Origin of the sequence: Agarivorans sp. QJM3NY_29 (genome assembly GCF_050870835.2) — a bacterium.
Taxonomy (GTDB): Bacteria; Pseudomonadota; Gammaproteobacteria; order Enterobacterales; family Celerinatantimonadaceae; genus Agarivorans.
The window spans coordinates 4,648,796-4,675,299 of sequence record NZ_CP194036.2 but is presented as its reverse complement, the minus strand read 5'-3'; the positions used below and the strand labels follow the sequence as shown (position 1 = coordinate 4,675,299).

At 46.3% G+C, this 26,504-nt stretch carries 25 protein-coding genes; 13 read left to right on the top strand and 12 right to left on the bottom strand.

Annotated elements, in window-relative coordinates; all coding sequences use genetic code 11:
* Positions 1-59: 59 nt before the first annotated feature.
* Positions 60-848, bottom strand: a complete 789-nt coding sequence (gene tcdA / locus ACRRS0_RS21290) for a tRNA cyclic N6-threonylcarbamoyladenosine(37) synthase TcdA (protein ID WP_432455599.1) — start codon at positions 846-848, stop codon at positions 60-62.
* A gap of 242 nt (positions 849-1,090) precedes the next feature.
* Between tcdA and ACRRS0_RS21285 the strand changes: the two genes are divergently transcribed.
* The gene (locus ACRRS0_RS21285; protein WP_432455600.1) at positions 1,091-1,618 is read left to right on the top strand and encodes a DUF4136 domain-containing protein; all 528 of its coding nucleotides are present in this window, start codon (positions 1,091-1,093) and stop codon (positions 1,616-1,618) included.
* Between the two features lie 53 nt (positions 1,619-1,671).
* Here ACRRS0_RS21285 and ACRRS0_RS21280 read toward each other — a convergent pair whose 3' ends face one another.
* Positions 1,672-3,135 (bottom strand): sensor domain-containing diguanylate cyclase, encoded by a 1,464-nt coding sequence (locus ACRRS0_RS21280; protein WP_432455601.1) that lies wholly within the window; start codon positions 3,133-3,135, stop codon positions 1,672-1,674.
* Positions 3,136-3,310: 175 nt separating this feature from the next.
* Between ACRRS0_RS21280 and ACRRS0_RS21275 the strand changes: the two genes are divergently transcribed.
* Genes ACRRS0_RS21275 through ACRRS0_RS21265 form a run of 3 tightly spaced genes read left to right on the top strand, consistent with a single transcriptional unit; the run spans position 3,311 to position 5,979 of the window.
* The gene (locus tag ACRRS0_RS21275) at positions 3,311-4,345 is read left to right on the top strand and encodes an acyltransferase (protein WP_432455602.1); all 1,035 of its coding nucleotides are present in this window, start codon (positions 3,311-3,313) and stop codon (positions 4,343-4,345) included.
* Positions 4,346-4,379: 34 nt separating this feature from the next.
* A complete protein-coding gene (locus tag ACRRS0_RS21270; protein WP_432455603.1) occupies positions 4,380-4,820 on the top strand; it encodes an HNH endonuclease in 441 nt (146 codons plus the stop codon).
* Between the two features lie 43 nt (positions 4,821-4,863).
* Positions 4,864-5,979, top strand: coding sequence for a DNA alkylation repair protein (locus ACRRS0_RS21265; RefSeq protein ID WP_432455604.1), 1,116 nt, complete (start codon positions 4,864-4,866; stop codon positions 5,977-5,979).
* Between the two features lie 27 nt (positions 5,980-6,006).
* On the opposite strand, the gene ACRRS0_RS21260 is transcribed toward ACRRS0_RS21265, so the two are convergent.
* Complete coding sequence (locus tag ACRRS0_RS21260) at positions 6,007-6,870, bottom strand: LysR family transcriptional regulator (protein WP_432455605.1); 864 nt, start codon at positions 6,868-6,870, stop codon at positions 6,007-6,009.
* A gap of 133 nt (positions 6,871-7,003) precedes the next feature.
* Here ACRRS0_RS21260 and ACRRS0_RS21255 point away from each other — a divergent pair, with 133 nt between their 5' ends.
* Together ACRRS0_RS21255 and ACRRS0_RS21250 are read left to right on the top strand one after the other, a co-directional pair.
* Positions 7,004-7,504, top strand: a complete 501-nt coding sequence (locus tag ACRRS0_RS21255; protein WP_432455606.1) for a phenolic acid decarboxylase — start codon at positions 7,004-7,006, stop codon at positions 7,502-7,504.
* Positions 7,505-7,525: 21 nt separating this feature from the next.
* Positions 7,526-9,091 (top strand): carboxylesterase/lipase family protein, encoded by a 1,566-nt coding sequence (locus ACRRS0_RS21250; protein ID WP_432455607.1) that lies wholly within the window; start codon positions 7,526-7,528, stop codon positions 9,089-9,091.
* Between the two features lie 52 nt (positions 9,092-9,143).
* Here the strand turns inward: ACRRS0_RS21250 and ACRRS0_RS21245 are convergent, their stop codons facing one another.
* Together ACRRS0_RS21245 and ACRRS0_RS21240 are read right to left on the bottom strand one after the other, a co-directional pair.
* A complete protein-coding gene (locus tag ACRRS0_RS21245; protein WP_432455608.1) occupies positions 9,144-10,682 on the bottom strand; it encodes a diguanylate cyclase domain-containing protein in 1,539 nt (512 codons plus the stop codon).
* A complete protein-coding gene (locus ACRRS0_RS21240) occupies positions 10,683-11,519 on the bottom strand; it encodes a phosphate/phosphite/phosphonate ABC transporter substrate-binding protein (RefSeq protein ID WP_432455609.1) in 837 nt (278 codons plus the stop codon).
* A 295-nt stretch (positions 11,520-11,814) separates the two neighbouring features.
* Between ACRRS0_RS21240 and ACRRS0_RS21235 the strand changes: the two genes are divergently transcribed.
* Both ACRRS0_RS21235 and ACRRS0_RS21230 read left to right on the top strand, forming a co-directional pair.
* A complete protein-coding gene (locus ACRRS0_RS21235; RefSeq protein WP_432455610.1) occupies positions 11,815-12,573 on the top strand; it encodes a GNAT family N-acetyltransferase in 759 nt (252 codons plus the stop codon).
* A 271-nt stretch (positions 12,574-12,844) separates the two neighbouring features.
* The gene (locus ACRRS0_RS21230) at positions 12,845-13,801 is read left to right on the top strand and encodes a choice-of-anchor A family protein (protein ID WP_432455611.1); all 957 of its coding nucleotides are present in this window, start codon (positions 12,845-12,847) and stop codon (positions 13,799-13,801) included.
* Positions 13,802-14,377: 576 nt separating this feature from the next.
* On the opposite strand, the gene ACRRS0_RS21225 is transcribed toward ACRRS0_RS21230, so the two are convergent.
* The 4 genes from ACRRS0_RS21225 to ACRRS0_RS21210 all read right to left on the bottom strand — a co-directional run bounded on the left by ACRRS0_RS21225 (position 14,378) and on the right by ACRRS0_RS21210 (position 18,269).
* Positions 14,378-14,887: a GNAT family N-acetyltransferase gene (locus tag ACRRS0_RS21225; protein ID WP_432455612.1), complete on the bottom strand. Its 510-nt coding sequence runs from the start codon at positions 14,885-14,887 to the stop codon at positions 14,378-14,380.
* A gap of 71 nt (positions 14,888-14,958) precedes the next feature.
* The gene (locus tag ACRRS0_RS21220) at positions 14,959-15,789 is read right to left on the bottom strand and encodes an NAD(+)--dinitrogen-reductase ADP-D-ribosyltransferase (protein ID WP_432455613.1); all 831 of its coding nucleotides are present in this window, start codon (positions 15,787-15,789) and stop codon (positions 14,959-14,961) included.
* Complete coding sequence (locus ACRRS0_RS21215; RefSeq protein WP_432455614.1) at positions 15,786-16,730, bottom strand: ADP-ribosylglycohydrolase family protein; 945 nt, start codon at positions 16,728-16,730, stop codon at positions 15,786-15,788. Before ACRRS0_RS21215 ends, ACRRS0_RS21220 begins: the two co-directional genes overlap by 4 nt.
* 183 nt (positions 16,731-16,913) lie before the next feature.
* Positions 16,914-18,269 carry an SLC13 family permease gene (locus ACRRS0_RS21210; RefSeq protein WP_432456129.1) on the bottom strand — a complete coding sequence of 452 codons (1,356 nt, stop codon included), beginning with the start codon at positions 18,267-18,269 and terminating at the stop codon, positions 16,914-16,916.
* A gap of 136 nt (positions 18,270-18,405) precedes the next feature.
* Between ACRRS0_RS21210 and ACRRS0_RS21205 the strand changes: the two genes are divergently transcribed.
* Positions 18,406-19,206 (top strand): helix-turn-helix domain-containing protein, encoded by an 801-nt coding sequence (locus tag ACRRS0_RS21205; protein ID WP_432455615.1) that lies wholly within the window; start codon positions 18,406-18,408, stop codon positions 19,204-19,206.
* A gap of 893 nt (positions 19,207-20,099) precedes the next feature.
* On the opposite strand, the gene ilvC is transcribed toward ACRRS0_RS21205, so the two are convergent.
* Positions 20,100-21,581: a ketol-acid reductoisomerase gene (gene ilvC / locus ACRRS0_RS21200; RefSeq protein ID WP_432455616.1), complete on the bottom strand. Its 1,482-nt coding sequence runs from the start codon at positions 21,579-21,581 to the stop codon at positions 20,100-20,102.
* A gap of 201 nt (positions 21,582-21,782) precedes the next feature.
* Between ilvC and ilvY the strand changes: the two genes are divergently transcribed.
* The 4 genes from ilvY (at position 21,783) to ubiK (ending at position 23,708) form a co-directional block, all read left to right on the top strand.
* Positions 21,783-22,664, top strand: a complete 882-nt coding sequence (gene ilvY / locus ACRRS0_RS21195; protein ID WP_432455617.1) for an HTH-type transcriptional activator IlvY — start codon at positions 21,783-21,785, stop codon at positions 22,662-22,664.
* Positions 22,665-22,677: 13 nt separating this feature from the next.
* A complete protein-coding gene (gene ybaK / locus ACRRS0_RS21190; RefSeq protein ID WP_432455618.1) occupies positions 22,678-23,151 on the top strand; it encodes a Cys-tRNA(Pro) deacylase in 474 nt (157 codons plus the stop codon).
* Between the two features lie 21 nt (positions 23,152-23,172).
* Positions 23,173-23,388, top strand: a complete 216-nt coding sequence (locus ACRRS0_RS21185; protein WP_432455619.1) for a hypothetical protein — start codon at positions 23,173-23,175, stop codon at positions 23,386-23,388.
* 65 nt (positions 23,389-23,453) lie between these two features.
* Complete coding sequence (ubiK, locus tag ACRRS0_RS21180; RefSeq protein ID WP_432455620.1) at positions 23,454-23,708, top strand: ubiquinone biosynthesis accessory factor UbiK; 255 nt, start codon at positions 23,454-23,456, stop codon at positions 23,706-23,708.
* Positions 23,709-23,763: 55 nt separating this feature from the next.
* Here ubiK and ACRRS0_RS21175 read toward each other — a convergent pair whose 3' ends face one another.
* Both ACRRS0_RS21175 and ACRRS0_RS21170 read right to left on the bottom strand, forming a co-directional pair.
* Entirely contained in the window at positions 23,764-24,006 is a 243-nt protein-coding gene (locus ACRRS0_RS21175) for a GlsB/YeaQ/YmgE family stress response membrane protein (protein WP_432455621.1), read from the bottom strand.
* Positions 24,007-24,232: 226 nt separating this feature from the next.
* Positions 24,233-26,497: a glycoside hydrolase family 9 protein gene (locus tag ACRRS0_RS21170; protein WP_432455622.1), complete on the bottom strand. Its 2,265-nt coding sequence runs from the start codon at positions 26,495-26,497 to the stop codon at positions 24,233-24,235.
* Between the last annotated feature and the right edge of the window lie 7 nt (positions 26,498-26,504).

Genomic DNA, 26,504 nt, shown 5'->3' with positions numbered 1-26,504 from the left:
GTTGTATTGGGTGCTGGTTGTTTGTTCTGCGCCACAATGTCACTACGCGCTAAACATGTTCAAGCCGCGTTTGCTTGTTCGGCGAGTTTTTTTAGTACACGTGAGACAGCGGCGAAGCCAAAGCTTGCCGTTACATGCGTCACCGCCCCAAAACCACTGCTACAATCCATGCGCATACTGCCAGTACTATCGGGTTTGGCCATACAGGTGCCTCCGTCATCACTGGGGTAAATCAGCTGTTCGGTAGAATAGACACAATCGATGCCGAATTTACGTTTTGTATTTTTACTGAAGTTGTAAAAACGACGCAGCTCATTACGCACCTTGGCCGCGAGAGGATCTTGAATCGTTTTTGCCAAATCGCTTATGGTTATTTGAGTGGGGTCTATCTGTCCACCTGCACCGCCGACGCTAATTAGTTTGATTTTATTACGCTTACAATAAGCGATTAGCGCCGCTTTTGCTTTGACGCTGTCGATGGCATCAATCACATAATCGAAGTCTTGGGTTAGGTATTGGTATAGGTTATCTCGGGTGACGAAGTCTTCGATTTCCTGACAAATACACTCGGGATTAATCTGTTGAATACGTTCGCACATGACCGCTGTTTTTGACTGGCCAACGGTCGCGCGAGTTGCATGTACTTGGCGGTTGGTATTGGTGGTGCAAATGTCGTCTAAATCGATCAGGGTAATTTTTCCGATCCCACTTCTTGCCAATGCTTCCGCGGCCCATGAACCGACTCCGCCGATGCCGATAACACAGACGTGAGAGTGCTGAAATTTACTGAGCGCGCGGCGGCCATAAAGGCGGGCGATCCCACCAAAGCGTTGTTCAAATTGAGACATAATAAACCATTACTAAAATTACGTGGCGATTATAGCAAAGCGATTCGCTCTGGGTAAGCACTGACGACTTGTTGAGCAGCCTGATGAGCCTGGTTAGTAAAACATCCTACTCGCAGCGGTTTAGTCTACTGAGTCGCGAAATAAATCTAAACAGCAAAGGCCACTTGCAGAGATCTATTTATCTTAAATTATGGTAGATTTAGGGAAATGTTTTTAATGCTGCTTGCAGCAGGAGTTCCGCCATGTATCGAGTCTTTAGTATTGCCTTATTCACTTTGCTTTCGGTGGCTTGTACGATTCAGCCTGCAACTGATTACCAAGTGGGTCAAGACTTTTCGCAATATCATCATTACGCATTTGTTGCTGGTGCAGATGATGCGGTGCAAAGTCTCGACGAACAGCGCATCAAAGCTGAGTTAGCGGCTCAATTGGAGCAAAAGGGCTTGCAAATGGTTGCAGCAGAACAGGCTGACTTATTGGTTGACTATCGCGTTGATTCGGCTAGTGAACTAGAAGCTCTTGGTGGTAGCTTTTCGGTTGGTTTTGGCAGTCGGCATAGCGCAATTGGGATGAGTTCTCCCGACCGTTATAAAGAGCGTAAATATGGCAAATTAGTTGTGGAGCTGTTAGACCAACAGAATCAAACCATCGTTTGGCGCTCTATTTCTCAAAGCCAGTTAAAAGAGACTCTGGGACCAGAGAGTCGCGCAAAATTTATTGCGGAACAGATTACCTTAATGTTAGCTCAATACCCGCCGCAACCAAGGTAACCTAGTGCTGAAATGCCCCAAGTTTTCATTGTGAGCTCGCCAACGAGTGAACTTTATGGGGCTATTTCACTACAATTACGACCGTTTCTCTTGGCGCTGTACATCGCTTGATCGGCACGGTTAATTAGTAAATTAACAAAAACTTCATGGCTTTTGGCCTGCGCAATCCCGCAGCTAATGCTTAACTGCAATTCATTTCCATTCACGCAGACCGTGGTATGTTTGATTGCTAGGCGTATTTTTTCGGCCACCTCAAATGCGGCTGAGGCATCACAATTTGGCAATAGAACGATAAATTCTTCGCCTCCCCAACGGCAGATAATATCTGAGCCGCGCAGCTGTTCCGTGGCCAGTGCAACAATGTGCTTGAGTGCTTCATCACCAACCAGATGGCCATATTGGTCATTAATTGCTTTGAAATGGTCAACATCAAAGATAACTAAGGAGCAAGGGCTGTTGGAGCGATGTTGAATGTCGATCACCTGTTCTAGCTGTGTTTCAAAACTTTGTCGATTAAACGCGCCGGTGAGTTTATCGGTAGACGCCAGTTTTTCCAGACGACGTTGGTAATTTCCAATCGTAAAATTTGCCACTATTACCACAATGAAAGTCACCAGCAGGCTAATCAGTAGATTAATCCATAGAATCTGTTTGAGTTGCTTCGCAGCTGGCGCGTCTTGTTGTTCAACCATTAAATACCAATTGAATTCGGGAATGTAGCGCGCATTTAGGTAAAATTGAAGATTGTCTTGCTTGAACTGGTAGCGTCCACTGGGGCTGGATAGTAAGGTCTTGGCCTGCTCCGACAAACCGGGTCGTTGATAGATATTTCGTGGACCACGGTAGTGTTCATCACTAAGCGCTACATTACCCTCAGGGTCGATGAAATAAACGCTACGTTGATAGCGTTGTTGATAAAGTGAAATTAGTTTTTTTACTAAGGTTACATTCAGACCAACCCCCGTCACCCCAATCAAATTGTGGTTGTAGTCATAGACCTTGTAGTTGACAAACACGGTCGTGCGGGTTGGGTCTGCGGTGTCATAATCAATGTTGGTTTCGTAGTCTTGGGTTTTTGGCAGTTGCTGCACTCGAAAATACCAAGCATCATTTGGTTCATCTGGCGAGAGCGTTTTAATGACACCCTTGGGATGATAGTAACGTAGGGTTTGATTAGATACAAAAAAAGTGGTGACGGTGTGATAGCGTTGCTGAATGGTGCTGAGGTAACGAACGATAGGCTCAACTTCGGTTTCTTGGTGTAATGCCCAATCGCGTAAAAAGGTATCTTGGGCCATTAAGGAAGAGATGAAAATAGGTTGTAGTAGATCTTGTTGAATCTCTGAATAAACGGTATCGCTGGTGAGCGGTAAATGGTTGGTTTCGATTTGTTGGCTCATCGAGTGGTAGGCAACTTGGTAGCTTAACCATGAAGTTAAACAAAAGGAACAGAGTAGTAATATAGATAACACTAAAATAAACTTCTGTTTACTGCCCCCGAGCTGAGATATAGACACTTGCATTCCTTGCAAATTAACGATTATTCAAGCTCTTAGTGTAAAGTTAAAGGTGGATTAAGGCAATTAACGAAAGCCCTTTCTTGCTTGCTTGTCGGCGCTCATGTGGCGGTAAGTATAGCGGGGGAACATTTTTTAAGTGAGCGAACACTTCTACAAAGGTACATGAATTTTTATGAGCGATACTCAAGTGACTCGTCCTTCTTTATTTTATATCGAGTGTCTGCGTTTTATTGCAGTGATTGCGGTGGTGGGGATCCATGTTTTGGGGCCTTATCGGGAGTTAATTCCCAGCCTTGCTTGGCATCAGTGGTTGCCTGCGGTCTCATTGAATGCGATGAGTCGTTGGGCTGTGCCGATTTTTATGATGATTAGTGGCGCCTTATTGCTGTCAGATAGGCGGCCTTTTAACTGTGGTTATTATTTGTCACGGCGTTTAGCGAAGGTATTAGTGCCATTTATTGCTTGGACGGTGATTTATGCAGTTGTTGCGGGATTTCATGATGGACGTTGGTCGTGGACGATAACCGAAAGTCTGTTAGCACATGCCAACAATCAGCATACTTGGTATCACCTTTGGTTTTTTTACGATTTCATTCCCCTGTATTTTGTGATCCCTTTGTTAGCCCCGTTGCTGCATAAAATGGATCATCAGCGGGTTTTATTGTTATTGGCGGCGTGGTTATTACTCACTTTAATGCATTGGTTAAAGGTAGAAACGCCATTGCGGCAAAATATCATTTTATATAGTGGTTATTTAGTTGTGGGTTGGTATTTGTTTAACCATGAACAGAAACCTTACTTGAAGTTTTGGTTGATGACTGGCCTTGCGACTTTAGGTTTCAATGTATTGGGCAGTGTTTATTACATTTGGCAGCAAGGGGAATATAGTAGTGTATTTATGGGCTATAAGAGCCTCAATACTGTAGTGATTGCCATGTCGTTATTTGTATTGGTGAAAGCCTACGCAGAAAAGGTCCCCAATGGTTGGAGACCGATGATTAAAACCGTCTCTAAATATAGTTTTGGGATCTATTTAGTCCACCCTTTGTTCCTGATCCCGGTTCGTCACCTAGACTATGGGATTTACCAATGGTTTGGCCATTCGAGTATCGCCCTGCCAGTGCTTATGGCGATTGTCTTACTGTTAGCTTTGGGTTTAAGTTGGTTATTCACCCGTTCTGTATTTACCCGGTGGTTAGTGCCTTAATAAGCCGTTATGTTGTCGTGAAGGAGCAGAATAAATGTACCTCGTTAGTTATTATTTGAATGGAAACATGAAGCGGAGCAACTATAAGACCGAAGCTGGCGCTTTAAGATCGGTTTTTAAATGGCTTAAAGTGAATCAAGAGGCTAACCCAAAAGTAACTTTTTATGCGCCAGGTGAAACCCCTCAAGATTTTAGTCACTTTCAACAGGTCCCCTATCGTGAGCCGAAAACATTCAATTTTTATTCGTCTGCTAAGTGGTTACGTTTACGAACCAAAGCCTTTGAGTTATACGGCAATACTTGTTCATGTTGTGGTGCTTCTCCGGCCACTGGCGCGGTGATGCACGTCGACCACATTCGGCCGAGATCGACGCATCCAGAGTTAGCATATGATATTGATAATCTGCAGATCCTCTGTGAGCATTGTAATGTCGGTAAATCCAATCTATCAACGTATCAATGGCGATCCAGATGATGAATCGTGAGATTCAATTTATTACATAGGATTTTATGAGAATATGGCCGAACAAATGTTGATGAAAAATGCTTTAGCCGAACCTGCCTTGCAACGGATCGCAAAGGGTTTGGTGGCGGTGTATCCGCAATTTGATGCCTTAGGTTTTATGGAGTTGGCACAGGCAGGCTTAGAGCAATTAGAACTAAAGCAACGGGTGCAGCATATTATTGCGGCGTTGCAACAAACGCTACCGCAAGATTTTGGCCAAACAGCGAAGCTGTTGAGCAACTTACCAAAGTATTGGGATGGTGGTGATCCAAAGGATAGCTTACGTGGTTTTGCGATATGGCCAGTCACCGATTACGTGGCGGTGGCAGGTATCGAGTATCCCCAGCTCGCCCTACCAGTGTTGGCGAAGCTGAGCCCCCTATTTAGTGCGGAGTTTGCGATCCGCCCCTTTCTTGAGCTGCATCCGGAGCAAACCTGGGCACAGTTGCATCGCTGGTTGGTGCACCAAGATGAACATCTGCGGCGTCTGGTGAGTGAGGGCTGCCGTCCGCGTTTGCCTTGGGGAGCGCAGTTAAAGTCTCTGATCCGTGACCCATCGCCAATTATTCCTTTGCTGGAACAACTCAAGAATGATCCCAGTTTGTATGTGCGGCGCTCGGTGGCGAATAACCTGAATGACATCAGTAAAGATCATCCAGAGCAAGTTTTAGACTTATGTCAGGCTTGGCAAAAGAACAATGACCCACAGCTTGATTGGGTGATTAAACACGCGACTCGCAGCTTGGTGAAACAAGGCCATCCCTTGAGTTTCCCCTTACTCGGTTATACCGCTGAGCCAAAGCTGCAGCTGCAGGAATTTGCGCTGCTCAATGCTCGGTTTAAATTAGGCGATGTGCTCACTTTTGCCTTGGCAATAAGCGCTGAAAAAAGCCAACAAAAGTTTGTTTTGGACTACGCGTTGCATTTTATGAAAGCTAATGGAAAAACTGCGGCCAAGGTCTTTAAATTAAAAAATCTCTGTTTAAATCAGGGGGAGACTTTTGCGATGGAGAAAAACCACTCTTTTAAAGCGATTTCTACCCGAAAATACTATCCTGGAAAACATTATGTCGCGTTGCATGTGAATGGACGAGAGTTAGCTCGTTTAAGTTTTATCGTCGAAAGTTAAGTTTTTAAACTGGTTTGCTTAGGTCGCTTACACCTCGCAAATCAGTTCGGCTAAGGCCTGTATGGCGGGATTACGTCGATCATAGTCCATATAGATTAGGTATAAAGGAATGCTTCTAACTCTTCCCATATCTAAGGGGAGTGGCGTTAATTCGCCTTGGTTGATTAAGTCTTCAATACGATGTGCCGGTAGCCAGCCAAAACAAAGATTACTGCGCACCGCTTCGATAGCGGCATCAACGGTATTGACTGTCCAGCGTTGACTTGAACGCTCAATTGTTGCACTGGCATATTGATGGTTATTATCCAAATGAACTTGAATGTAATGATTCAAGTCGGCTTCAGTTAAACGAGTTTTCTTAAGGTGATGCAAGGGATGTGCGGGGTGTGCCACGGCTACCAATTCTACATCTAAAAGTTTTTGGGCCATTAACTTGCCATTGAAAGGAAGCCCAATCGATAAATCGCAATTTGCCAGACTATTGGTTGGGGCGAGACGGACGATTTCTTTGAGTTCTACCTGAGTGTGGGGAAAGGTTTGTTTAAATGCACTTAAAGCTCTAAACAGCAATGACTTAGGGTAGATACTGTCGACTTCTAACTTAATGTTGGCAGGCGCGCCAGCGGTGAGCAGTTTGGCTCGAAGCTCAATGTTGGCGAATTCTTTTAATAAGGGTCGAACGTCTTCCAATAAGGTTGCCCCGAGTGGTGTTAACTGTACTTTTTTGCCGTGGATCCGCAGCAATTCTACGTCGAGCTGCTGTTGTAAGTTTTTGATCGCATAACTTACCGAGGATTGACTGCGGTGCACTTGTTTTGCCGCTGCGGTGAATCCACCGACATCGATCACGGTTTGCAGGATGTACCATTGTTCCAAAGTAGAGCGATGCATGACTATCCATCTAATTTTTAGATTGTTGTGAATGAAAAATAGCGTTTTTAGATTTATATTTCAAATGATAATGTTGTTCGAAATTAACTCAATGCGAGAAATTATTCTCAAGCATTCTTAGGAGAGCAATTTTATGAACAGCGAAAAAAATGAATTAGCTTTGGACCCGTTAGTCGGAAAACATCTTGTTTATACTTATGAAAATGGTTGGAAATACGAAATCTATGTGAAGTCTGACACCGTGTTTGACTACCGGATCCACAGTGGTATTGTTGGCGGTCGCTGGGTCACCGATCAGGTCGCCCATATTCACCCGATCGCGCAGCACGTCTATAAAATTTCTTGGGATGAACCCACGGGTACCTGCGTAAGTTTAACTATTAATTTAGCGCGACTAGAGTTACATGGAGTGATCTTCTTTCCGCGTTGGGTATTTAATGACCCGAAAAAAACCGTTTGTTATCAAAATGAACATCTAGAATTAATGCAGCAATACCGCGACGCTGGACCAACCTACCCGAAAGAGGTGGTTGATGAGTTTGCTAAAATAACCTTCATGGAAGATTGTGGTGCGGATCGAGATGATATTATCGCCTGCGCACCTGCTGAGCTTCCCGAATCTTTTCCGAACTAGTGCAATAGCAGAGATTTAATCATGAAAAACTATCCATTTAAAACCTTATTGTTGAGTGCTGTGAGCCTACTTTCGATGTTTGTGAGCTCAGCCTTTGCCGCGTCTCCTATTCCCCCTAATAACCAGCTGATGGTGACTACGGGTTTGGGCCAAGTGGCGGGTGTGGTGAAAGATGATATCGTCAGCTTCTATGGTGTGCCCTATGCCGAAAACCCCTTTGTTGAAGGGCGCCGCTTTCAGGCTCCGCAAGCCAAGCAAGCTTGGAGTGGGGTGTTAGATGCTAGCGCTTTGGGCGCACCAACTCCGCAGCCGAGTCGTGGTGTTAAAACCGAGTTAGTTGGCGCTCCAGGAGATCTTACCTTAAATATTTGGGCTCCTGCTGAGATGGGCAAGTTGCCGGGAAAACTACCGGTGATGGTATGGATCCCGGGTGGCGCTTTTATTCGTGAAGATGCTGGCGAATCGGTATACAACGGTAGTAGCTATGCCAAGCAGGGGGCGATTGTGGTCACGGTTAATTATCGGGTTGGCGTGGATGGTTTTATGCATTTGCAAGGCGCACCCGATAATCGCGGGATCTTGGATCAAATTCTCGCCTTGCAATGGGTGCAACAGCATATTGCTGCCTTTGGTGGTGATCCTAAACAGGTGACTTTATTTGGACAATCGGCTGGGGCCGAAAGTGTTGCAATTTTACTCGGCACTCCGGCGGCGAAAGGTCTATTTCATAAAGCGATTATGCAAAGCCCGCCAATGCAGGCGGTAAGCACAGCGCAAGCCACGCGCCTAAGCGAGGCATTTGCTGAACGATTCAAGGTTGCAGCCTCAATTGAAGGAATTGCGAGTGTGCCTTATCCTGAGCTAGTTGCTGGGGTAGTCGCGCTGGGGCAGCAGATCCAAGACCGTGAGCAATGGGGCGAGTTGTCTTGGGGTGGAACGGCTTTTCTGCCTGTTATGGACGGGAAGCTGATTGTTGATACGCCAATGGTGAACCTTGCTAAAAATGCCGATCCGAGCATTCCGGTCATTGTTGGTAGCACCGATCAGGAAGCGAGATTGTATCTTGTTCCTGGTGGCCAACTAGACCGCATGACGAATGCCGAGGTGTCGCTATTTTTAGGGGACTTAAAGTTAGCGGGAAAACCAATGCAGGTGTATTCCGAGGATGGGCAAGCAACTCAGGGGGATATCTTCGCCGATATTCAATCGGACTACACCTTTAGAATGCCGGCGTTACATATTGCAGAGACACTGGTCAACAATGGTAATCCAGTTTGGCATTATAATTTTTCCTGGCGTTCAAAAGCATTTGGTGGTCAGTTAGGGGCCGCCCATTTTGTGGATGTTCCTTTCTCTTTCAATACCTTAGCAACGGATCAAGCCAAAGCGTTTGTTGGTAGTGATGCACCACAATCACTGGCCGATTCGATGCATCGTCAGTGGCTTGATTTTGCGAAAACAGGTCAAGTTAGTTGGAGCCAGTATCAGCTTAATCAACGCTATAGCATGCGTTTTGACGCCCAGTCAAAGCAACAGCGCGATCCAGAAAAGTCGCGACGCCTGTTATGGGATGGCTATTCTTTCTAGCGCTTCGCTTCAAGCTCAAATACCCCACTAAAATAACAGGGGAATTTGAGCGTCAATGCGGGTGTTCAGTATGAGACGGTGAATCTTTTTCGGCAAAAGCATAATTGTTTTTGCCATTAGATTTTACCGTATACATGGCTTCATCGGCTCGATTAATCAGCCTTTCTGCATCTTGAGCATGGTCTGGATACAGTGCGATACCGATGCTGGCTCCGATCTGAAGAGGCTGCTCGTTGAAATGAAAAGGAGCCTTCAAATTGTTAATCAGCTTTTGCGCAATTAATTTGATATCGTCAGGATCGCTAATGTCGCTCAATACCACCATAAACTCATCCCCGCCAATCCGTGCCACGGTATCCATTTCACGTACCGTGGCGCAAAGTCTTTTGCCAACATTCATCAGCACTGCATCACCAGCATCATGACCATAGCTGTCGTTGATTGTTTTAAAACCATCGAGGTCAATAAATAAAACAGCTGCGCATTTTTTGTGACGATGTGCCATCGCGATGGCGGTAGACAACTTTTCCCGACAGAGTCGTCGAGTGGCTAGACCTGTGAGGGCATCATGGTTGGCCATGTGCCGAAGCCGTTCTTCAGCGGATTTTTGCTCGGTGATATCGGTGCGTAACGAGATATAACGTTGCGGCACACCGTGTTCATTTAAAAAGGGGACAATGGTTGAGCTGACCCAATAGTGCTCACCGTTTTTCGTCAAATTACAAATTTCTCCTTGCCACACCTTGCCTTGAGTGATGGTTGACCACATGCTCTTATAAAATTCTGGTGAATGAACTTTTGATTTAATCACTCGGTGAGTTTTGCCGAGCAGTTCTTCTTCAGAATAACCGGATATTTGTAAAAACTTGGTGTTGACGTAGGTGATCCGACCTGAGCGATCTACGGCGCTAATAATAGCATGTTCGTCAAGCGCATTTTTACGGAATGCCAGTTCTTCTACCATGGTTTTAAATGCTTTGCTTAGATCGCCAATTTCGTCTTCCGTTAGTGATGGGAGTGCCGGTCTAAAATCACCTTCGACGACTTTCTGGGTGGCGAGGCTGAGCTTTTTAAGTGGCCTATAGATAATTTTATATTGGCTTAATAGGGCAATGAGTTGGCTTAATAAAACCAAGCCTATCACCATGTTTCTCACCTTATTAATATCCGAGATAACGGTTTGTCGCTTATCACTCCAGTTTACGTCTAACTCAATACGACCTAGATATTTCTCTCCTGAACTTAGTTCATGAACAATATGAATTAGTTGCTTGCTCTGCTTGTCATTTAGCGATGGTTTTACGATGGGGTAATAACGCTTGTTGTTATAGTTATATAGCGCGATGTTCTGCCAGCGAGACTTATAGGTTTCTTCTAAATATTCGAGGTGAACGTATAAAGCGCCCAAGTCTCGTTGTAGTAGGCTCTTGGCAATTGATGATTCTCCCAAAGTGAGCAATTCATAAGTATGTTTCTTATATTCTGTCTTGGCGTTTTCCAATTGCAGCGGGATCCAGTACAACTGAATAATCAGGCTTATCAGAATCAGGCCTATCAAAGGTGGTATCGCGAGCTTTAAATTAATTTTCATCTATTTATTTGGCGCCACATAGAAACGTTCAAGGTCCATTGTTTTGAGTGGTAAATAATCATCTAGGTTTGCCGGTCCTATACTGTTAATAGGGATCTTGGATAATAGTAACAGCCCCTTTTTTGAGCTGCCCATCTCTAATAAAGCATCACGTACTCGCTCTCTTACTTCAATTGGAACTTGAGGTCGTGCAGTAAAGGGGTGAGGCGCTACTTTTGCGGTGCTGTGAATGATGTTTAGTAGTTCTTTATATTGTTTCTTTTGGCGATTCAGGGTTTTTTGCACTCCACCGCCTGCGTCTGCTTCATCTAATAATACATTGAGGTAAACAGAGTCGTGAGTTTTGACATAGCGAGCGTTAAAGTTGAGGTCATATTGGTCTTTCAGTTCTTGTCGCATCAGTAGCGATGCGCCCAGTGCATTAGGCGACGGAAAAACCAAGGTCTTGCCATCTAGTTGTGTAGGGCTTGTGATATTGCTGTCTTTTTTTACAACTAATACGCCATAAAGCTTACGGCCATGATCGCGAACTAAAGGAAGATAACCAGCTTGCTGATTGGCAATCAGCAGGTGGTAAGGATTCATGTAAGCGAAGTCGTATTTGGCAGCGGCCAAGTCTTGCTCGAAATCAGGGATAGAGGTGGAGCCCAACAATTTAAATTTGTAGCCTGTTTTAGCGGTTAGCTGCAGCAGTATTGGATGCCAAATTTGATGCAGTTTATTGGTTTCAAATTGAGGCACAATCCCCACAGAGTAAACTCGCTCTGTTTGCGCTGTGTAACCAGTGGTACTGGTCGTACTTAAAATAAATAAAATAAGGGCAGTCAGTTGCTTCATCGGGCACCTACTTTAATTGGGGGGCATTATCAGCTTATTTTACAATATAGTCACAATGAGTCGTGTCATCGAGATTTCTGGTTATTTCTGGTGAGTATGTCACTTTTGGCAAACAAGATCGTGGCTTCTTGCATGGCTCAACTTATAAACGCTTGTTATGAGTGAGTACCATTATCATGTGTGGTTTTAAGGCGCATGAAAGTGGCGTTTGTGTAGAAAGTGGTCTTTATTTATTGGCGAACCAAGCGCTTGATTGGAGTTAATGGATGAAGGTTAAGGAGCAAGGAGTTGAAAAGTGGAATACATCAGTTTAAGTCCGTCGAATATTGCAACTGAGCATATCTGCTGTGCATTTTCGGATAAAAAGTGTCAACAAAGTTATCAGGCAAAAAAAGACTGGTTAACCCAACAATTTGAGCAAGGCTATGTATTCAAACGCCTCAATCAACGGGCAAAGGTGTTTATTGAATATGGTCCTGCCGAAACCGCATGGTTGCCGATCGTGGCGCCTAATTACTTGGCGCTTGGTTGTTTTTGGGTGTCGGGAAAATATAAAGGCCATGGGCATGGTCTATATCTTTTAAACCAAGCGATTGAAGATGCCAAGCAGCAGGCCAAACTAGGTTTAGTTGCGGTGGCGGGTCGCAACAAAAATCATTTTATGAGCGATAGCAAATGGTTAATTAAACAGGGTTTTGTGGTGAGCGATGAAATTGCGGATGGCTTCGTTTTACTCTGTTTAGCCTTCGACGAGGAGCTGGTACTCCCTAGCTTCGCTGCTCAGCTTAAAAGCCCGGGGCTTGTACCGCAAGGCTGTGTCGTCTATTTTTCTAATCGCTGCCCTTTTGCTGAATATCATGCGACTCAATCTTTAAGAGAAAGTTGTGAAAAACGTCATATTCCATTGACCGTTATTAAGCTTGATACTTGCCAGCAGGCGCAAAACTGCCCTTCTCCGGCAACCATCTTTAGTTTGTTTTACAACGGTCGGTTTGTGACGACAGATATTAGTGCATGTATGGATAGTCGGTTTGACAAATTCATTCAAGCTTAAGCTCGTATCGTATGATGAGGCGAATCTAAAGCTTGTTGCTGAAATGCTAATATTGAGCAGTTGTCGAGTTTTTTTACACATTTGCATCATTCCTCATGTACAGTTTTATTTACTTATTCGTAAGGCATTGAATTAAATGGTTATTTACTTGTTGGCTTAATTTTTGCTTTTGATGCGCAGACTGAGCGGTCGAGAAACCATCGCTTATCACGGTTTCACTTTGAAAACATTGAATAAATTTAGGCGACTTAGCAGTATCAGGAAAAGTTATATGTTTTATGAAAAATTTGGCCAAGCAGCAGTGATCGGTGTTGCCTTATTGTACTCAGCAGCTAGCCAAGCAACGCCTTTAAGTGATTACAATTTAATCCTCACTGGTGACTATCACTACCAAGGTGGAGAAGTCGAAGGACGAACCATTATTGGTGGTGACTTAAATGCCGCTGGGCAATCGCCAACTTTTGCGATTCGTGAAACCACCGTCCCTTTTGAAGATACGGTTACAGTTGCAGGCAATATCAATGCTTCGAATATTAACCTGAATGCTGGTAGCCTGACTTACGGTGGCAACTTAAATGTGAGCAACGTAAACCTAAATGGTGGCGGCTCCAGTGTGCAAAAAGTGACGGCAGGCGAGCAAGCTGCCATGGCCAGTAATATGGCTGGTCTTGAGTCGCAACTACGTGCCGATTCCGCATATTTTTCCGGTTTAACTGCAAATGGTAGCTTTAGCACTAGTCACTTGTCTTATAGTGGTAGCGATGATATGGCGGTATTTAATGTCAACTTCAGTGAGGTGTTTGCCCAAAATAACTCTTTGTCATTAGCGGCTGGCTCGGCTAAAACGGTGGTTATTAACGTAGCCGGCTCTGCGGTATCGGTAGCCGGAGGGGTCAACCTTACCAGCGGTTTTGGGATCTTAGATGATGGCCTGAACATTGGCGCGGCGAATATTTTGTGGAACTTCTACGAAGCAGAAACTATCGATTTTAACAGTATCGCCTTTGTCGGCGCGATATTGGCAATGGATGCCGATTTGGTTGGTGGTGCAGTGTTTGATGGCAGTGTTGCGGCAGAGAGTTTCACCGGTGCCAGAGAATTCCACAATACCGGCTTTAACTGGCAAGAGCCGCAAATTCCTGCGACGGTGAGTGAAGGTTCGAGTTCTATTTTATTTGCCCTTGGCTTAGGCTTTGTGGTGTTATCGCGCCGCCGTAATTGCATCTAAAATCAGCTTTAGCTATTTTCCTGTGCGCCTGTGAACAGCCCCATGCCTTGCATGGGGCTTTTTTAGTGCCATCTCGAACGGTTTGGCGGTGGACTGGCCGCACTTTTTGAGGCGAGTATTAAACGCCTTCAGACGGCCCAATGGTTGTGTTTATCATTTGCTATTTTGCTATTTTGCTATTTTGCTATTTTGCTATTTTGCTATTTTGCAAATTTGAGTATTGACAATGTGATTCACCTATCAGCGCTCGATATTAGTAATATTTTTTTAAAAACAAATGCTTAGTTTCTATCTTGAAGCGTCGTTAACAAGCAATTATATTGAATCAGTTTATGACTGTAGATTATGGCCTCGCGGTCAGAGAGCTTTGCTTCATTGGATGGGAATTGCTGTTTCTCATCTCTAGTTAATACAAAATCTGCTCTGTTCGGAGGCGTTGACTCATATTTTACCGAATTATCAATTTGAGAGTGTGGCGCTGAATATTTTGTTCCTTTTCTTGTTTTTCTGTGGTGACTATTTGCATGCTTGTCTGGGTCCTCTGTGAGTTCATTTCAGGTGGATTTGATGATGGTGTTATGACTTTGGCGACTCAATGACAAAGTTGATCAGACCCGGTCGATGGTATAGATCTACGTCTTGCACGGGTTTCATTCCGATCTTTGTAAGCACGCGTTGGGAGGCAATATTTTCTTGTACAGCAACCCCATAGAGCGCATTGGCTATGTTTTGATTAAAAGCCCATTTTAGGACTGCATGTGCCGATTCAGTCGCATAACCATAACCCCCGCAGGCATGGACCAGGCCCATTCGGATATCGATAAACGCTGGGTTCGGTGCATATTCAAAACCGATAAAGCCGATTTTTTTAGAGGCTTGATGGGTAAGTTCAATAATAAAGGTTCCAAATTGATGCTCTTGCCAATGCTGTATTCGATTTTCTAGATAACTGCGTTGTTGTTGTGTTGAATATGGTTTTTCGTGAGGAAGATATTTAGTTTGCAGCGGACAAGATAAAATCTCTGCAATAATGTCGATGTCGTTTGTATCGGGTTTTCTTAGTTTTAATTGTTTGGTTTTAATCATTGAATGCTCCAAATAGCAATATACTTAGACCAACGTGCATCACTCATTGATATTCTGTCAACTGCTGGTCTTTAAAACTTGAAAGGTTCGACGCGATATAAGCCACCCAAGACCATGAATTCTTGCTCGCCTTGCAGGCTGCGGGGCAGTAGCGACTCGAAACAGACGATTTTGCTCAAAGGCACCTGCACCGCAAACACTTTTGAGCCGAAGCGTAATGCCGCCTCGGGATCGGCGGTGAAGGAGCTGAGGTTATTGAACAGTTTTACCGCTTGTCCTTCGAGGTGATATTCCGGCAAGGCGGTGCAACCTCGATAGAGGCTGAGGTGCTCGCCATTGGGGTGACGCAGCCGCAGCTCCTGTTGGCAAAAGCAGTAGAGTAGATCTAACTGGTCATAGAGTTCATTGGTATTGTAGGTCGCTTGGCTACACTGTTGGCGAAAGCGCAAATAGGCCGGGCCGTCTGGATCGGCCAGCGTTTCATGGTGAAAACAAGTGAGCAGGCCAAAGCGTGACTCCACCCAGCTGCGCCACGCCGCTCCCTGTTGATTATCGGAGTCAAATAACCACCCCAGCAATAGCCGTCGATAGTTGACCTTCGGCCGCGGCGGAGGTTGGTCGTTTGGGTTTGCTTGGCTGCGCCCCTGCGCTAAGTTAAAGCGAAAATTCATAAAGTCTTTAAACTGTGCGGCGCGTTGTTCGGCAGTTTCGGCCCGCTTTACACCCGTAAATAATTTTGGATACCAGGTGCTAATTAAATCCAGTTGCAAGGGGATCGGCTGTTGCTGATAGGCCAAGCTGGCCAGTAACCAGGAAGGCAGATTGCAATGATTCAGCGGCAGGCAGATCTGCTGCAATAATTGCGTTTCGCTGGCGCTGGGGCTGTAGAGCTGCGAATTCATCGGGCTGCGATGACGTGTTCTGGCTGGTTTTGTGAAGCCGCGAACAGCCCATCGGCCAAGCTGGCAATCTGTTGGTGTTGATGCAAGGCCTGCCGCCAGTCCTGACGAATATTTTGATGGCCGTAATAAGCCCCAGCTAACTGACCGGCAATGGCGGCGGTGGTATCGGCATCGTTGCCCAAGTTGGCCGCCGCCAGCACGCAGGATTCAAAATCGTCACTATTGATAAAACACCACAGTGCCGATTCGAGGCTCTCAATCACATAGCCACTGCCGGTTAGCGCAGCGTAAGGTTTTTCGAGAAACTCACCCGCCTTGATGCGGCTTATTTCATCGCTTTGTGGGGTGTAGGCGATGTGATGAAAACTCTGTTTGTCGCCACCTTCAATCAAGCTCAGTAATAGCAGCGATAAATAGCGACAGGCATCGATGCATAGCGGTGAGGCATGAGTGGTGCGTGAGCTTTCGCCGCCATAATGAACCGCTGCAAGTGGCTGTTGCTGGTAAAAAATCGGGATCGGCGCTAGGCGCATGATCGAACCATTGCCAGAGCTCCAGCGTGCCTTGGAGCCAGCAAAGACTTGGCCGGTTTTTTGATAACGGCGCAGGGCGGAGGAGACCGTCACCCCTACATCAAAGCAAACACCAATACTACTCATGTAGCCTTTATCCAGCCAATTGCAGTAGCGCTGCATTTGATCGCCTGGGTCAAACCCCTCACTTTCCAGTAAGCTATGTCCGAGGCACAGAGCCATCGAGGTATCGTCGGTCCAGTGGCCCTTCTTTAAACAAAAGTGACCGCCACCCACCATATCGGTGAGGGGTTTAAAGCTCCCTGGGGTCTGAAACTCGAGGGTGGTGCCAATGGCATCCCCTACCGCTAGACCAACCAGGCATCCCCTGGACTTATCCTGAGCGAGATTCTCGTAGGGTACAGGCATAACAGCTCCCTTGTGTATGCTGATGCTTTAACTTAAACCTTATTGTCTGAGTTGTCATGAGTTGACGCTAATTCCTTTTATATTTTGTGGGTTTATTTCAAGCTGATGCCAAGGCCTTGCTCAGTGCCAAACCGTGGTTCAGAGCGCGCGTGGCTTATTTGCCTGCAGCTATCACTCGCCGGTCTAAGCTATCCAGCCTAGTAGTCTCCACCACAAATAGTCCAGAGGCATCAGTACCACAATGGTCAGTAATGCCAGTGGAAGGGTTATTTTAAGCAGATCGGCCAGGCGCTCGCCAGACAGCTGCATCGCGACGATTAAAGGTGCAACCTGGTAAGGGAACAGCACCGTTGAGAAACCAATCACTTGGGTCATTAATACCGCGGGTAGGCTAAAGCCGGTGGCCTCAGCAAAATTTGCTGCCATCGGAGAGAGCACCGTTGGTACTCCGGGAATGGTGGTAATGAGTCCGGTAAAGGTCGAAATCAGTGATAGTGACATAAAGTTTAAGAAAGTATTTTCTACGGTGTTGGGTAGTAAGTGACTAAAAGCCTGCCCGACATATTCACCCAGCCCGGATGCGTTCACCAAAGCGCCTAAACCCAAGGCTGCGGCAACAAAGATGACGGTGCCAAAGTCGATGGCGCTGTTAAAGGACTTCGCCGCCAGCACGCCCCATTTGGGCATCAGTAAGATAATCGCGGTCACTAGACCGACCCAGGCAGGATTTACCCCATGTAGTGAGTCGCTGATCCAGAACAACAAGGTAATACCCAAAATAATGCCAACTCGTTTTTGAATTTTACTATCAAATGGTTCATCTGGTTTGGGCGAATGCTTTCCCGTGGCGGATGAAATTTTTGCCGGAAAGATCCACAGGACCAGCAATACGATCAATAGCGACTTCAGGATCCCCAAGACAGGAAAATGCAACAGTAGGTATTCGGTATAGTGATAGTGAATGTTAAACAGGGTTTCGCTCGAGCCCGCCAAAATCATGTTGGGAATGTTGGACGGTAAGATTGCAAAGCTTGGCATATTACAAGCTAGCGCCAGTGCAGTAGCGATCCCGCGACGCCCGTTGCTGCCTAGGCTAAAGCCCACCTGTTCGGCCAATGCCATACCGATTGGAATTAATACCACCGAACGCCCAACAGAAGAGGGCATCACAAAGCCCAGCAACATCGCACTGGCGACCAGGCCGCCGATCAAGCGAGGATAACTGGCGGTTAAATAGGGAGCAATGCTGAAGGCGAGCTTTTTACCCAAACCGGAAACGGAGATCGCAGAACCAATAATAAAGCCTGAGATAATCAACCACACCGCAGTTGAGCCAAATCCAGAGAACAAGATGTTGGGTGCGATGAGTTTAAATACTGCAACTAAAGCAAAAAATAGCAAACCGGTGAGGAAAGGGGGGAGTGCACCAGTGCTCCAAAAGATCAGAGTAATGAAGACCACCGCGGCGCTATGCGAAAATCCATCTGCATGACCCTCGATAGGAAACAGCGTGAACCATAGGGCGAGAGCTAATGCCATCAATAGAATCACATTTTTAAAGTTGAGTTTGCTGTCCATATCGTTCGCTTCTCCTGAAAGAGTGAAAAAAGACTTGAAATGATTGTGCTTGCCTTTCTAAGATAGCGAATCCTCTTTGTCGTTTTAAGGTGTAAATATGACAAAACCTATTCCTAATGCGACAATGTTGCCGCCTAGCGACATCGCATTCACGATTGATGCGAGCCGACCAGTATTAAGCAATGGCCGAGATATGCTCGCCGAAGTCAATATTTCACCGCATTCCCATCCGCGAGGCCAACTATTGTGGGCCATGGAAGGGGTATTGCGAGTGACCAGCGAACAAGCCGTGTGGGTGGTGCCGTCGACTCATTCGGTTTGGATCCCGATGAATACCTATCATCAGGTGAGTAGTGAAACTGCTGTTCAAATTCGTAATCTGTACATCGACCCGTCATTTCCTATTCGCCAACATGAACAAGCGGTGGTGATGTTAAGCATGAGTCCCTTGATGCGCGAAATTGTGCTGCGACTTAATCAAGATCCTCCAAGCATGAACCAAACGAGTATCCAGCGTTTGGGACTGGTGGCGATTGACGAGCTGGAGAATTTACCGGCCTTTGAAGTGCGGATCCCGGCTGGCAATGACCCGCGATTGGCGAAACTGATCCATCATATGGTGCAAAATCCCAATCAGAATTTACCCTTGTTAGACTTAGCAAAATCAGTGGGCGCGAGTGTGCGCACCATCGAACGTTTATTTAAAGCCGAAACCGGGATGACTTTTCGCCAATGGCGCAGCCGCTTTCGTTTGATGAACTCACTGGAGCTCTTGAGCCGAGGGGAAAGCTCCAGCTTGGTTGCACATTCCTTAGGCTATAAAAGTGTTAGTAGTTTTGTGCAGGCCTTTCGCTTGCAATTTGGCTGCACGCCTCAGGATTATGCGAAGCAACGATAAGCTATTGTGATCTCGTTTTTATTGTAGAGAACGTTGCTTAGGCTGTTTGCCGACTCGGCGAAGATGGAGGGTTTATATTTTGGGTTCTTAGTGGCTGTGGCGCGAGTGGTCAGTTTGGGTTTCGCCTGGACGGCGCCGTAGGCGAAAGCTCTTGTTTTTAGTCTACTATTTTAATTGGATTTTTAGGTGAGCTGGTTATGTAGATTTCGCCTGGACGGCGACGTCATTTTTCTTTGACGAGCAAAGAAAAACGAAGCAAAAAGAAAACTCGCCCTGCATTATCTTCCTCCTGCGTTGCTCGTATCTAAGTGCGTCGAAAAACTCGCTACGCTCAAACAGGTTTCGACTTTATCACTTAGACACTTGCGCTACTCGGCGATAATGAAGGTATGAAAAGAGATGACGCTTTGTGTTGTGGCGCTTTGATAACAGACACTTAAGCTATATTCAGCTTCGTGAAATCAAAATCGCTACAGGCACTCATTTGAAATTAAGAACTATTAATCGCAAACCGATTTAATAAAAGAAAGCTCAACAACTATCCAAGTGGGGCTTCCCCATCATCTTCTCCGAGTAGCGTAAATGAACTAGGGAGATTCGTTGAAGTCTGTTTGAGCGTAGCGAGTTACTTCGACGCCCTAGTGAGTGCGCAACACAGGATTTAAGAAGATGCAGGGCAGCCTTTCTTTTGCTGGTAAGCTTTAGCTGGACAAAGCTTATGACGGCGCCGTAGGCGAAAGCGCTGCTTTTTACGAGTGATTCTGATTGGTCGTAATGGCGTGTTGGCAGTGCTGTTTTGCCGTGGGGATAAGTCCGACAAAAAAAGCCCCGAGCATTGCTCAGGGCTTTCAATTTCACAGTTAGCTAATCGTCATTAGCCAAAAGCGAGAAGATTAACCGCCAACGGCAATTTTCTTCATGTCTTTCATGTAGCCACGAAGTTTCTTACCAACTACTTCTACCGGATGGCTGCGTAGTGCTTCGTTTACTTCGATGAGGCGCGCGTTATCCACGCCGTTATCTTGCTCTTCGAAGCCTTTACCGATGTACTCCAGGCTGATGTTGTTCACGGTATCGCGCAATAGAGGCACGGCAGCGTGCGAGAATAGGTAACAACCGTATTCTGCAGTATCAGAGATAACCACGTTCATTTCGTATAAACGTTTACGAGCGATGGTGTTGGCGATGAGTGGCGTTTCGTGTAGTGACTCGTAGTAAGCACTTTCTTCGATGATGCCAGCAGCAACCATGGTTTCGAAGGCGAGTTCAACACCCGATTTAACCAAGGCAACTAACAAGATGCCTTTGTCGAAGAATTCTTGTTCGGTAATTTCTACCTCAGATACTGGCGCTTTTTCAAAACCGCTTTGGCCAGTTTCTTCACGCCATTTTAGTAGGTTTACATCATCGTTGGCCCAGTCTTTCATCATGGTTGATGAGAATTCGCCTTCGATGATGTCGTCCATGTGTTTTTCAAATAGCGGACGCATTAAGTCTTTAAGCTCGTCGGCTAGGTCAAAACATTTGATTTTAGCTGGATTAGATAGACGGTCGACCATGTTGGTGATGCCACCGTGCTTCAATGCTTCGGTAACCGTTTCCCAACCAAATTGAATGAGTTTAGCGGCGTAGCCGGGTTCAATACCTTCGGCTACCATTTTGTCATAGGCTAAGATTGCACCAGTTTGTAACACACCACATAAAATGGTTTGCTCACCCATCAGGTCAGATTTAACTTCCGCAACAAAAGAAGACTGAAGTACACCGGCACGGTCACCACCGGTTGCAGAAGCATAAGCTTTTGCAATCGCAAGACCGTTGCCTTGAGGATCATTTTCTGGATGCACAGCGATTAGGGTTGGCACTCCAAAACCACGTTTGTATTCTTCACGAACCTCAGTGCCTGGGCATTTGGGCGCCACCATCACTACGGTGATGTCTTCACGCACTTGCATACCTTCTTCAACAATGTTGAAGCCATGCGAGTAAGCGAGGGTAGAACCTTGCTTCATTAACGGCATCACCGCTTCAACCACGTTGCTGTGTTGCTTGTCTGGGGTGAGGTTAAGCACCATATCAGCTTGTGGGATTAGCTCTTGGTAAGTCCCAACTTTAAAGCCGTTGTCGGTCGCTTGTACAAAAGAAGCGCGCTTCTCTTGAATTGCCGCATCACGTAAAGCGTAAGAAATGTTGAGCCCAGAATCACGCATGTTTAAACCTTGGTTTAGGCCTTGTGCACCACAACCAATTACCACGATGTTCCAGTCTTTAATAAAGTTACAACCATCAGCAAATTCGCTGCGATCCATAAAACGACATTTACCCAATTGCTCTAGTTTCTCGCGCAAGCTTAGGGTGTTGAAATAATTAGCCATGTTCGACTCCGTAAAATAGCGTTAATCAAATGATGATGGTGTTGTTGTGTTTACGAGATCCCAATGCACTTCTTTTCTTGAGCGCGTTTCTTATCCTGTCTCGTGATGGATTTAATATAAACCTAAACTAATATTGCGTAAAATGATGATTTTGGGATATTGTATTGCATAAAATGAAACAGGCTTTATCAAGGAAAAGCAATGGATGTTCGAAGTGTTGAGCTGTTTTTACACTTAAGCCACAGCCTGCATTTTACGAAAACCAGTCAGGCGATGCATGTTAGCCCCTCTACCTTAAGTCGGGTGATTCAGCGGCTAGAGGAAGAGCTTGGCAGTCGTTTGTTTAGTCGTGATAAACGCAGCGTACATCTGACTCAGGCGGGAGTGCGATTTCGCAGTTTTGCCGAAAATTGGTTACAACAATGGCGACAGCTGCAAATGGATTTATCTTTGCAATCTAGCGAATTGGCGGGGGAGTTGACCCTGTATTGTTCGGTGACCGCGAGCTATAGTCACCTGCCAGATATTTTGGATAAGTATCGTCTTACCTGCCCAAATGCCGATATTAAATTAGCCACCGGCGATGTGGCGTTGGCGGTGAGTAAGGTCGCCGATGGGGAAGTCGATATCGCGATTGCCGCCCGCCCCGAGCAATTACCGCTGAACATGGCTTTTGCTAGTATTAGTAAGGTGCCCCTGTCGATTATTGGCCCCACGGTTCCCTGTGCGGTTCGTAAACTATTAGAGCGAAATCCTATTCCTTGGGATCAAATTCCCTTTATTTTGCCAGAACATGGCCCAGCGCGTGCTCGGATTGATCATTGGTTTAAAGGGATGCGTATTCAACCTCATGTTTATGCCAAGGTGGCGGGTCACGAGGCTATTGTTAGCATGGTGGCGCTCGGCAGCGGTGTGGGGATCGCTCCGCAAGTGGTGGTGGATAACAGCCCAATGCGTGAGCGGATCCAAAGTATTCCGGTCGGGGTGGAGCTGGAGCCTTTCGATTTGGGGATCTGCATGTTATCAAGAAGGTTACATGAACCATTGCTGCAGCGATTCTGGCAAGTGGCAGCGCGAAATTAAGGAGTGAAGATTTATGACGCCGGCAGTACAGCAGCTTAAAAAAGCCAAACAGGATTATTTATTACTGGAATATAAAAGTGATCCTCAGCAGGGCAACGTTGGTCTAGATAGCGCCGAAAAACTGGGTTTGGCCGCAGAGCTAGTCTTTAAAACGTTGGTGGCCTGTGATGAACACGATCCCAAGAAAATGGTGGTGGCAGTGGTGCCAGTGACTGGCCAACTGGATTTAAAAGCACTGGCCAAGGCCGCAAAAATCAAGAAAATGCGGATGGCCGAGGTGCCCGTTGCTGAGCGTACCACTGGTTATGTTAAAGGGGGGATCAGCCCTTTTGGCCAAAAAAAACGTTTAGCGACATTTGTGGATGAGAGCGCTCAAGCCTTGCCTGCCATTGTGGTGAGTGGCGGTAAACGTGGTTTGTCTTTGCAGCTTAAGGCGGATGTGCTGCAGCGGGTGCTTGGTGCTCAGTTTGCTAAACTTAGTCATTAGTCGTTCATTACAGCGCTGGTTATGAGACTGACTGCGGGTTTGTTTTGTTGGTGTGGCTTTTCAGCGAGAGCTTCGATTTATCAACGGGCTAGCCAACAGCGGCATTTGTATTGGTCGAAAGCTTCGACTCAAGGCATGCAAGCCGAGCGTTCATGCGCCGCACTGCAGGGTCTGCTGCTACGGGGTGGTGTGGGTCGTATATCTCAAATTGATGCTCGTTTAGCTCGGTCATACTAATACCAGAGCCGCTTGAGCCCTTAGCAGAGCTTCTATACAATGAGTCTAACTTAAAGGAGAGATAGATGATTAACCCAGCCAAAATCGAAGAGATCGCCAAACAAGTGAGTGAGATGGTGCCCCCCGGCTTAAAGAATGTTGGGGATGAGTTTGAGCGCAAGGTAAAACAAGTGATTCAAGCCAAGTTGAACCAGCTGGATGTGGTGAATCGTGAAGATTTCGACGTACAGACACAAGTCTTGTTGCGCACCCGAGAAAAGTTGAGTGCCTTAGAGCAGAAAGTCGCTGCGTTAGAAAAGCGCTTAAACCAAGAGTCTTGAGTCGCTCCTTGTTTGATTGATAAAGCACAGCTTCGGCTGTGCTTTTTTATGTACTTTAGCTTTTAAATCGACTCACTAGATAGAGCAATAATACCGCGCCGACCGTTGCGGTAATCAGCGATGCCACAAGACTGGCACTGTGAAAACCCAGTAAGCGAAAAATAAAACCGCCGAGCATTGAGCCGACAATACCTACCCCAATATTGCCAAGTAGGCCAAAGCTTTTTCCTTTGGTGATTTGTCCCGCTAACCAGCCTGCGGCTGCGCCAATTAGCAACCAGATCAAAATTCCCATCATGTCTTCCCCTGTATGCTTTACTCTATGTCGTGCAACTGAACTGGAGGCGGCTGGTTATTGTTGCATTCAGCCCCGCAAGCCTCATTTCAGCTTAAGTTTACTGACAATCCTCAAAGATTGCTTGGTCTCGTTGTGTAAATACAAATTTTAATCCGCTGTTTACGCCATCAGTTGGCTCGTTTGGATGACTCTAAGCTGTATTCACCTGAACTCAGCTTGCGTGGCGTCACTGGAGGTTATTGGCCAGGCTCTGATTCAACAAACATAAGTAAGCTGCCCACAGCGCTTGCCAGTTAATGGCCACTTCATTGCTGGCCCAAGAATCCTGATGGTCAATGTAGACCTGCATTGGTGCCATATTTTCTCGGGTGGCAGCCATCATATCGCCCTTCAGTTCGACCGAGTTTGCGCCACCAATGAGCAGGCCAACTGGCAGTGGTGAGGCTTTTGATACATAGGGGCGAAAGTGTGGGTGTTGCACATGATTGGGCGTGTCGCCGACCACAAATATTTTGCCGTGAGGGTTGAGACCAAAAAACCAGTGGCTCAGCTGCATCGCTGCTGCCAGCCATGCTGGTTTATCCAAAAGGTATCCACCGTATAGTAATTGGAAACCTGTGCTAGCGATAATGCCATTGGAGCCCCAATCGAATTGTTGTTGATGGCCAGCAAAGGCGATGCCATATGGATTGTTTTGTTGCAAGCTTAAAATATGTTCTAAATAGTGGCTCAGAGCTTGGTGGACACTTGGATATAAATCGTCGTTTTTCGGCGCAGCTTTTAAATACAGCAGCACTGAGCGGCTGCGGTTATCTCGCCAGCTGGGGGAAGGATCACCTAAACGCGGTAACTCCAGTAAACTTGCGAGGTATTGTTTGCTGTGATTGAGGTAGTGTACTTCGCCAGTCATCTGGTAGAGCGCAAGTGCCGCGAGTAGTCGCTCATCTCGGTCGTCCACATCATCGTAAGGACCTCCGTATTCGAATTGATGATAACGTTGTTTTATCATCTCCAATTGCGGATGGGCCTCTAGATAAGCCCATGCGCGCAAGGCAGCTTGGCGATATTGCAGGGCCTGTTGTTGATGCGTTAATTGGCGGGATCGAGCAAAACTGTTGGCGGCCATGGCAAACGCAGCTGCACTGTGAGCCGTTGCGGTCGTGGTGATTGGTAGTACGGTTTTAATTTGGTGATCCTGTTGTGGCGCTTGCGCCAATGGTGGCCATTGAGCTGATGCTGCTTTGTGATAAACCCCACCATTGTCGGCTTGCAGCTTGAGTAACAAGTTGAGTTCACTGCTGAGCAGTGCCAGTAAGTCCGAACCTTGGTCGCTGGCAATTGGTGAAATGTTCACGGCAAAGGCGGTGGGTTGTAATTGCTCGGCCATCAATAGCGTCATCAGTGAATAGGCTGCATTGACCGAATATTTGCCATAGTCTCCCGCATCAAACCAGCCGCCGCGCACATCCAGCGTGCTCTCGCTATCCAGCCGTTTGGCTCGACTATCTTGGGGGTGGGTCCCCGAATAGGGGCCTAAATCACTGCTGTCAAAGTAATAAAAAGCGGCTAAAGCTTGGTCTCGATGGCGTTGTAGGCTGGAAAGATCAAGACCTTGTTTGAGGCTGATACGGGTGTTTGTCAGTTGAGGATGGATCGAGTTAATTTGTAGCGTCAGCGGCTTGCCTGTGAAGCGAGTATTGAGGTTTGCTAGATCCAAGCTTACGACTTTCATGCCCGAGCCTGGATCGCTCTGTGAAGGGATCGTGAGCATGAGTTCTTGTGGTTCGACGTCGACGGCATTAATGCTTACTGGCAGCTGGCTTTGTTCAATCCAATCTGGCAACTCTATTAATACTGGGCTGGCAGTGTGTTTGAGATAACCATCGTGGTTGAAACGCACCTGGTAGACCTGTGTCCGTTGGTCGGATTCGGGCCAAGAATAAATGATGAAATCACTTAATTCAGCTTGAAAGTGCTCGGCACCGGCCGTCATCATCGTCATGAATTTAATCTCTGTGCTGTCACTGGGCAACTCAAACCACAGTTCGCTGAGCCCCGTTGGAATAAACCCTTTGTTGTCTTCTTCAACCACTTTATGCCATAGCGCCTTGCCATTGGCAGCCTTGGCGGGTTCTAGTTCTTTACCATCGACTTTCAGCTGTAGGATTTTTTGGCCCCATAAAGGCTTAAAGTCATCAACTAAATGCAACTTAAAATACAATAACTTTCGACCGTAGGGCAGGGTTTGAGAGATGCTAAGCTTAAATAGCTCTGCATCATTAAAAGCATGTTGTTGTTGATCTTGCAGTATAAAAGCGCGCTGATCTGCAGTCAGTCGAGCGCTGATTCGTTGCTTATTCCATTGGGCTTGAGGGGCTTGTTTAAAGCGCAAGGAGAGTGTGGTCGCACCTGCTAATGAGGGAGATATCATCGCCATAAGCTGAGGGCTGAATATAGCGAGCACGATACACAGCATTGCGGGTATTTTCATGTTCTCT